This window comes from Clostridiaceae bacterium, from assembly GCA_012840395.1.
In the GTDB taxonomy this organism is placed as follows: Bacteria; Bacillota; Clostridia; order Acetivibrionales; family DULL01; genus DULL01.
The window spans coordinates 32,540-41,503 of the sequence record DULL01000021.1 but is presented as its reverse complement, the minus strand read 5'-3'; the positions used below and the strand labels follow the sequence as shown (position 1 = coordinate 41,503).

9 protein-coding genes are annotated in these 8,964 nt (G+C 34.7%); 2 read left to right on the top strand and 7 right to left on the bottom strand.

The features are described 5' to 3' along the window. Window positions 1–605: 605 nt before the first annotated feature. Together GXX20_02880 and GXX20_02875 are read left to right on the top strand one after the other, a co-directional pair. Window positions 606–1,118 carry a methylated-DNA--[protein]-cysteine S-methyltransferase gene (locus tag GXX20_02880; GenBank protein ID HHW30610.1) on the top strand — a complete coding sequence of 171 codons (513 nt, stop codon included), beginning with the start codon at window positions 606–608 and terminating at the stop codon, window positions 1,116–1,118. A 249-nt stretch (window positions 1,119–1,367) separates the two neighbouring features. Beyond that, window positions 1,368–2,030: a hypothetical protein gene (locus GXX20_02875; GenBank protein HHW30609.1), complete on the top strand. Its 663-nt coding sequence runs from the start codon at window positions 1,368–1,370 to the stop codon at window positions 2,028–2,030. A 60-nt stretch (window positions 2,031–2,090) separates the two neighbouring features. Here the strand turns inward: GXX20_02875 and GXX20_02870 are convergent, their stop codons facing one another. From GXX20_02870 to GXX20_02840, 7 genes are all read right to left on the bottom strand, one after another. Continuing rightward, window positions 2,091–3,056, bottom strand: a complete 966-nt coding sequence (locus GXX20_02870; protein ID HHW30608.1) for a methyltransferase domain-containing protein — start codon at window positions 3,054–3,056, stop codon at window positions 2,091–2,093. 140 nt (window positions 3,057–3,196) lie between these two features. Beyond that, window positions 3,197–3,802 carry a Crp/Fnr family transcriptional regulator gene (locus GXX20_02865; protein HHW30607.1) on the bottom strand — a complete coding sequence of 202 codons (606 nt, stop codon included), beginning with the start codon at window positions 3,800–3,802 and terminating at the stop codon, window positions 3,197–3,199. A gap of 49 nt (window positions 3,803–3,851) precedes the next feature. Then, window positions 3,852–5,750, bottom strand: coding sequence for a cation-translocating P-type ATPase (locus tag GXX20_02860; protein ID HHW30606.1), 1,899 nt, complete (start codon window positions 5,748–5,750; stop codon window positions 3,852–3,854). A gap of 95 nt (window positions 5,751–5,845) precedes the next feature. Continuing rightward, complete coding sequence (locus tag GXX20_02855) at window positions 5,846–6,103, bottom strand: heavy-metal-associated domain-containing protein (GenBank protein HHW30605.1); 258 nt, start codon at window positions 6,101–6,103, stop codon at window positions 5,846–5,848. Between the two features lie 148 nt (window positions 6,104–6,251). Continuing rightward, complete coding sequence (locus GXX20_02850) at window positions 6,252–6,473, bottom strand: heavy-metal-associated domain-containing protein (GenBank protein ID HHW30604.1); 222 nt, start codon at window positions 6,471–6,473, stop codon at window positions 6,252–6,254. Window positions 6,474–6,754: 281 nt separating this feature from the next. Next, window positions 6,755–7,756 (bottom strand): hypothetical protein, encoded by a 1,002-nt coding sequence (locus GXX20_02845; GenBank protein ID HHW30603.1) that lies wholly within the window; start codon window positions 7,754–7,756, stop codon window positions 6,755–6,757. A 572-nt stretch (window positions 7,757–8,328) separates the two neighbouring features. Then, window positions 8,329–8,964, bottom strand: coding sequence for a response regulator transcription factor (locus GXX20_02840; protein ID HHW30602.1), 636 nt, complete (start codon window positions 8,962–8,964; stop codon window positions 8,329–8,331).

The following is an 8,964-nucleotide window of genomic DNA, read 5'->3' as shown; positions in this document are numbered from 1 at the left end:
CTTACAGAGCGTTTTGTAGAAACTATTAGCAATACCCAGGCGACAGTAAAGAAAGCAGTTAAGAAATCATTATATCCAATACACCGAGGACAAATACCATTTTCAAACTGTAAGGCTACAAATAGTAGGAAAGCAATCCGTAGTATGTTTGATCTTAAAGTATTCAGTGAAATGGTATATAGGTAAGGTAGCATTTATGCCGCGAAAGTCCCTTGACAATGAGTATGCGGCATGTTAGGCTACTTAACCGGGCATCACCCATACTCCAACGCTCTTCTGCTTGCTCAGGATGGGTGGTGCCAGTGATGCCTGGATACATGCCGATAGAGGCTCGTTGTCAAGGGAACCGTGGAATAAATGCGGTAAGTAAGATCAAACCAGGTAAAAAAGTACTGGCATATTCTTACTACAAGGAAAAATGAAAAATTTGCCCACTAGTACTTGACACAAACGATAATATAGCCTTTTATCATGAATTTTCACATATTCATGATATAATATACTTAATACTTATCTTTAGAAAAAATATGGATGGCATTTTTAGGAGAGTATAATCATATACAATTTTATTTTCTATGTCAGTAATATTTTAAGGAGATGGATTTATGATAAGTAAAAAATCATTAGCTTCAATAAATCACAGCAGCCTGGCAGACGTTTCATATTATATTTATGATACCGACATAGGAAAAATAACCATTGCAAGCAACAATGAAGCCATTATCTCTGTAAATTTCGGAATAACAGAAGAATTTGGGGAATGCCGCCCTACTGAATTAATCAGTCGTGCCGCTCAACAGCTTAATGAATATTTTGCAGGTAAAAGACGTGTTTTTGATGTTCCTATACAAGCTATGGGCACTCCCTTCCAAAAGCTTGTATGGAATGCTCTCATGACAATTCCTTATGGTGAGACAAGAAGTTATAAGCAGATTGCCATGATGATTGGAAAACCTAAAGCATGCCGTGCTGTCGGTATGGCAAATAACAGAAACCCCATAGCAATAATAATACCCTGTCACCGTGTTATTGGTTCAGACGGTTCCTTGGTTGGATACGGTGGAGGGCTTGATATTAAGAAACAGCTTTTGTCATTGGAGAAAAGAATTATGCCTTAAACTATTTTGGAAAAGCGTTGTTAACATAAAAACTGTAAATCCCAATGCCTATACAAGTCAGCTTATGGACAAAATTCCACAGATACTTTAAAGAAAGAAAACAAGTTTACAGTATAAACATTACCAGTTAATTATTAATGATATTGTTCAAAGTGTTTGATATAAAGAGCTATGAACATTTTTTATAAGGTAACATAAATCAATAATCCTGAATATTATAGGTATATAATGCTATCAGGAGGTGAATTTATGTTATCGCCCTATACAAATTGGCCATTTGGACCCCAATATCCAAATATTATGTTTACACACCAGGCGCCCGTTCGCCCAGTACAACAATACCATCAGCAGCTAATCCCTATGCCCCAATATAATCCAATGCAAGTTCCATTTGGAATTTATAATGATGATTATGGGGATGATATAAATCCTGCAGCTCTCTCTGCCGGGGATCCACCGCCCATACTAAGCAACAACCCGGTAAGAGCCAATATTGTCCTTTTCAAAGAATTATCGGGATACCCCAACTACGGAAATCCCAGCAGAAATGCCGATATCCTATATACCGGGAACCGGGGAGTTTGGACTTTCGATTCTCCTGCATTTCTGTTCGTCCCCGGAAATCTTAGAACCCAATTAGTAATACGTGCCGTTTTAGATGATCATTCAAATGTTCCGGTTAACCGTTATTCTGCAAGAATTACAGTTAACGGCAACGTGGTGCATAATGGAAGATTACCTCTTGAGCACGGAACACCTGCAGGGGGCATTTTCAGTAATTGGAGGGATCTGACTTTCGATATTGCCAATATAAGAAGAAACAATAGTATAGTAATAGAAAATACTTCCACTGCCGGTCCCAATGACTGGATAGCTTTTGACTGGATGGAACTTAGGCTTTTACCAAGATAAACAGAGTTCATAAAGTCATTAACCACGCTTCAGAGGGAGTATTTACTCCCTCTGAAGATTTTAGCTGGTCTTAATACTATAAATACAATTTTTCTTACTGCCAAATATTACATCCAAATCTACTGTTATATGAGATATGTCTTTTTTAAATACTTCATTTAAATCTTCAGAACTCTTTCCCCAGGTTAACGGTGTCATTTTAATAAAATGCTCAAGCAGTTCTTCGTTGACATAGAATCTGTATTTAACATTTTGTATATCTATTATATCCAGTTTTTCCCTAAAATGTTTAATTACTCTGCTGTTTGAATAAGTGGCGTTCTTATCATAAATTGTTTCTCTAATCTCCCTAAGATACTCAGGTCCTGGAACAACTTTAACAATAATCCCGTCATCATTAAGTATCCTGTAGAATTCACCATAATTAGCAGGGGAAAGTATATTTAACAACACATCAATGCACTTGTCCCGAAAGGGTAGTTTAGCTAAATCTGCGACACACCAGATAATATCAGAATCATTTCCTGCTGCCATATTAATGCTTTCTTTGGAAATGTCCACACCCAAAAAAATGTTTTTAGACCTTTCAATCTCCGGAATATTTTGGCTTTGTTTTCTCTGCGCACTCTGCACTATTTTAAAAATACCGCATATATGTGACCCTTCACCACATCCTGCATCCAGAATGTTTATATGTTCTTTATGATTCAAGTTTTTGTAATTTATAACCGCTTCAGAAAGCATATTTATCAACGGGTCATAAAAGCCTGCCGCACAAACCTTATGTCTTGCTTCAAACAGTTCTTTAGAATATACAGTTGAATTAATAGAAGTTAATAAATTCAAATATCCTTTCTTTGATATATCAAAACAATGCCTGGATTTACATATCAGGCTATAAGAATCATTAACAAACATTGGAGAACTGCATACAGGGCATTTAAAAATCCTGTGGCTCTCATTAATTAAATTCCTGGCTTTGTCTTTTTTCTTGATACTTTTATTATTATATATTTGGTTACACATCATCTTATCCTTACCTGGCAAGTTTTTTAACAGCTACTTTTTTATATAGTAGCTGGTTTTTCATTTAGTATTAGTTTCGCTTAATATTGTAGCTGTCTTATTGCTTCTTAGTGAAGCATTCTTCAAAATTCAGCTAACTATTAAACAAGCAACATTCCGTCTAAATCTAAAATTTCAATTTTCCTGCCTTTTTTTTGTTTGATATATCCTGCGTCCTCAAATTCAGCCAGTTTCCTGCTTATAGTTTCGGGAGTGGTACCCAGATAAGAAGCAAGATCTTTTCTGCTCATTGGCAATACAAATTCCATCGGACCTTCACTGCTGGTAACACATTCAGCCAAAAAAAGAGCCAACCGGGTTTCAACCTTTTCAGTAGAAACTCTGGCTGTTTGTTTTTCCGATTTTTCAAGTCTCCTGGAAAATTCGGCAAGAAATTTCAATGAAATAGAGGGATATTTCATTAAAAATTCCTGCAAGTCAGAACGGGTAATAATACATATCTTGGTGTCCTCCATAGCTTCTGCATATGATTCATGAACCGATTGACTAAACAAAGCCAATTCTCCCGTAAAATCCCCCGGATTAAGAATACGTACTAATTGTTCCTTTCCTGATTCAGAGAGGCGGTAAATCTTTATTTTTCCACTGTTTACTATATAAAGTGAATCTGAATGATCCCCGGCCCTATAAATCAGTTCTCCTCTTTTAAAGGAGCGTGATTTTACCGTTTTCATAATCTCATCCATTTGTTCAGCTTCCAAATGGTTAAATATTGGTACCAGAGTTATACATGATTTATGCAACTGTATTCCTCCCCTTTCTGCCCTTGCTGTTAAATCCTATTAACCGCATGGCATTCAGTATTACCGCCAATACACTGGCTTCGTGAATAAACATACCTGACGCCAGGTGGACATTCTCTGATAATACTCCCGCCAGCAGTATAAATACAATTGCCACGGCAAAAAATGTATTCTGTTTCATGTTTCTTATGGTAGCTTTTGAAAGAGAGTACGCATGGGAAAATTGTATTAATTTATCGGCCATAAGTACTACATCGGCAGTCTCCATTGATACATCCGTACCCCCTTCACCCATGGCCAGACCTATATCAGCTGTAGCAATTGCAGGAGCATCATTTATTCCATCTCCCGCCATTGCCACTACATGCCCTTCTTTCTTCAATTCCTTTATAAACTCCACTTTATCTTCAGGCAATAATTCTGCATGGAATTCATATAAGCCAAGTTGTTTTGCAACTAGTTCAGCAGTGTGCCTGTTATCTCCTGTGAGCATGATAATTCTTTTAACACCGTTTCTCCTCAATTCTGACAAAGCTAAATTGGCATCTTCCCGGATTTGGTCGGCTATTGATATTATTCCTGCAACCTTTCCGTCTATGGCTGTAAATATTGCAGTATTACCTACTTTCTCCTGCTTTACCGCATAATCTGACACTTCATCCGGAATGGCTATTTTTTCAGTATTCATCATCTTCCGGTTTCCAATAGTTATAACATGGCTGCCGACTTTTCCACGAATACCATTACCCTTAATTATTTCCCCCTCCGTCACTTCACCTTTGATGTTTAAATTCCTTGCCTCTGCTTCTTTAACAATTGTATGGCCTAAATGATGTTCAGAAATTGTTTCAACTTCAGCAGCCAACCTTAACAACTCATTTGGGTCTATACTAATTCCATTCATATTATTAAAAACTTTTATTTCAGTAACTTCAGGCTTTCCTTTTGTTAAAGTACCGGTTTTATCAAATACAACTGCAGTAACCCTGGATAATCTGTCCATAACTTCCCCGCCCTTAATTAGAACACCATTTCTTGCGCCATTTCCTATTCCAGCCACATTAGATACAGGAGCACCTATTACCAGGGCGCCAGGGCAGGCAACCACAAGAAAAGTAATTGCAATATGGAGATTTCTCGTAATAATATATACCAGGATTGACAATACAACAATCGACGGTGTATAGATATTTGCAAATTTATCCAGGAATTTTTCAGTTTTTGTTTTAGATTCCTGTGCTTCTTCCACAAGTTCAATTATTCTGGCAAAAGTAGTGTCATCCCCAACTTTTTCAGCGATAATTTCTATATAACCGTTATCTACAATTGTACCACTAAAAACTTTATCATCAACACTTTTTGAAACAGGCACAGATTCGCCTGTAACAGCGGCTTCATTCAATAAAGCCCTACCCGATACTATTTTACCATCCACAGGTACCTTTCCGCCTGCTTTGATAATTACCCTATCACCTTTTACTACTTCTTCAACAGGAATAGTTATTGTTTGACCTTCTCGAATAACTATTGCTTCCTGCGGAGCCATATCTATTAATGTTTTAAGCGAAGAACGCGTTTTTTCCAGCGTGCGGGCTTCAAGATAATCTCCGAACAAAAAGAGAAAACCTACTACGGAAGACTCGGTATACTCACGAAGATACAAAGCCCCGATTACTGCTATAGTTACCAATAACTCAATGCTGAATGCCCTCATGCGAAGGGCCTGGAAGGCTTTTATTGCAATAGGTGTTCCGGCAGCTATTGTTGCTATTATTAAAAAAATATCTTTCAAATATATATTACCTGTAAAGGAAAGCGCAAAACCTGCAGCAATGAATATTCCTGAAAATAAAGTAATATGATTTTTATGTTTATTAATATATTTTAACATTTTATATCACATCCTTTTATAATTCAGCTTACAGTTTTGATCTCCTGCTTATTATTTCTTACACCGTAATTCTATCCTTAATTCTCCTCTGACTTTTAACTCTCACGCTTTAAAACCCTTAATTCTCCATTTTCAAGCTTTTTCTTAGCTTCTATTACATATCCCAAATTATATATAAGACTTTCCAGTTGTTCTTCGTTTATTTCTGTTTCATCATATTCCGTTCTTATTCTGCCAAGAGCAGGTAATACTGTTACTGAAATAATACCGCTTTGTTTACCAAGACAATCTTCTATCCTTTTATAACAGCTGGGGCATTCTAACTGCTCTAATACAAATAATATCTTTCGCATTGTTTATTCCTCCGAAGCTTTTAAAAATAATCATAATTATTTATAGAAAATAACATTGATTAAAAAAAAGGTTCAGAAATTATCCGAAAGAAAAATCTTTGTAAGATAACTTCTAAACCACCTCTCAAATAAAATAACTAAAAACTGATCAGGACATTTTTGAGGATAATACTTCAAAACCTAAGTTATCTATTGTTTTCTTTATTTGTTCTACATCAATCTGCGATTCATCAAATTCTGCTTTCACCTTACTTGAGCTAAATAATACTTTTGCTGATTCAATTCCTTTTGTATTACTCAAAACAGTTTCAATTTTTTTAGCACAGGACGGACAGGTCAAAGGTTCTAACTGAAATTCTGCTCTTGCCATGTTTTTTCACTCCCTATTTCTTTATTAATTATTAATTCAACTTTTTTAATTTACTTTTATTAATTCTTAGTATCTCTTATTGATTATAGGTTAGCCTATTTTCAACTAAAAAAACTTGATTTTAATCAAGTTTTTTTAGTTGAATTTTTTAGATATTATTTTTTACTATCAGTTTTTGATATTATTTTTCCGCTATTGTACTGCTTCTGCGAATTATAATAAGCCAGGCTGGTTCAATTATTCCAGACCTGGCTTATTACATTCATCCCAATTCTCTTTTTCTACAGAATACCTTTCCTGAACTGTTCAACTTCATCAGTTAACTTATAATTATTCTTCTTTAGTAATTCCACATACTCCTTTAATGTTTTTAAGAAATTGCTTTCTTCTACCTTTTCTACTGCCCTTAAATAAACTTCTTTTGCTTCAGGATCCATGGCCTTTGTATCATAGGTGAACAAAGGTGTGTTATTTAAGCCAAATAAGGTAAATGTCATATATTTATTATATAAGTTTTTTATATCCTGAATTCTTATTGAGCTTTCATTTTTGATTATGAACTTCTCCTGGGTTAATGCCCGGTTCAGTATTTCTTCCCAACTAATTACAAGAGCTGCATCCTTTGCAGGAGGATTACTGGATTCAATCGCCATTATATCAATGTATTCCTTGATGTCGGAAGTTACATAATCACTGTATTTTTTATAAAACTCATAGTTTATGACAGGAAAGAACATCCCTTCTGCTGTCTCTACTTTATACCCGCTTTCCAATGTTTCAGTTAACAACTCTCTTAACCCAACATTTTCAATGCCATCAATCTTGTTTATTTTACTAATGTCAAAATCAGATAAATATTTTTTGCCCAACTCTTCTTGTATTGTAGCATTATTATATTTCTCTTCCAGTTCAGACAGGTATTCTTTCTGCATTTTCTCAAATTCATCAACCATTAAAGTTGCATTTTCATCCGAAACAAGAGAAATATTTTTATCTATAAATTCTACAATTTCCTTTATTGAAAAATTGCCTGAAAACAAACCCCTATACTCTTCCATTATTTTATTTTCTTTATCATCTTGTTCATTATCATTATTTTCAATAGTATTTTGTTTTTCCGATGAATTATCTGTTGAATCCTCTATATTGGTTCCTGTTTCTTTTTGATTATCCCTGGCTGCACACCCCGTTATCATTCCTGCCGCAGAAACTGTTATGGCAATAATTAATATAACTGCAGGAATAATCTTTTTAAAAAAAATCTTGTTAAAAACCAACTTCATATCAACTCTCCTTCAGCCTAAAATGTTATTTCGGTATACGCGTATATGAATATAGACTTATGTGAAATTAAAAAGTTCCATTTGAAATATAAAGCAAAAATATAAAACAAGTTGGTAATATTTGAATTTATGGCCTATTCAAAAAGAAAGCTCCTGTTGTGCAAATAATTTAAAATTATTTGCACAACAGGAGCAACAATTAGTTGTGCTATTAATTTTATGCATTTTGTCCATCATTATGTCTCTCATTCTGTCTGTTTTACTGTCGATCCAGTAGTTAATCTTGTTGTCTTTATTTTATCCATCCTTTTGCTGTCCGCTTGTTGTACGTTTTGTTGTCTGCTCTGTTGTCAATCTTGTGGTCCGTCATTCAATAATATTTTGATCTATATGATCTATATCATCAATTTCATTAGGGTGCTTCCCCAATTACTCTTGTTATAGTGAAAATTAGCAGGACACACTTAGATGTACGATTAACAGTTGTACTATCCTGTTCAATATCATATTAGCATATTGATAAATTTTTGTCAATCTTTTTTGTTAAATTTTTAACTACAATAGTTCAATGGTTATAAATTTTTGTAATAAAAAATTGCCAGCTGGGTTCTGTCCCTTAAGTTAAGCTTTTCCAGTATGGCACTTATATAGTTTCGTACAGTTCCTTCACTTAAGAAAAGCATTTCAGAAATCTCCCTGTTTGATAATCCGTTTGCTACTTGTGTGATTATCTCAATTTCTCTTTGGCTTAAATTAAAATTATTCATTCTGGATTTACCTGTATCTTTTTCGGCACTGTCATTTAGCAGTATGGGTATTTTTGTAATAATTTCATCACCAAATACTCTTTGTCCCATATAAACCGCTTTTACCGATGAATTTATACTTTCAAAATTCTGCTTTAGAATATATCCTTTAGCGCCTATACGAAAAGCTTTCACTATATACTCATCATCCGAAAAAGTTGTCAGAAAAAGTATTCTAGCTTTATTATCCCTATCAATTATAGTTTCGGCAGCCTCTATTCCCGTCATACCGTTCATTCTGATATCCATCAGCAATACATCAGGTTTTAAAGCAAAATACATATCAACTGCCTGTTTTCCGCTATTTCCTGTTCCAACTACTTCAATATCATTATCTGCCTCCAATATGGTCTTTAGTGATGCAGTTACCAGTTTATCATCATCCACAACCAACACTCTCAC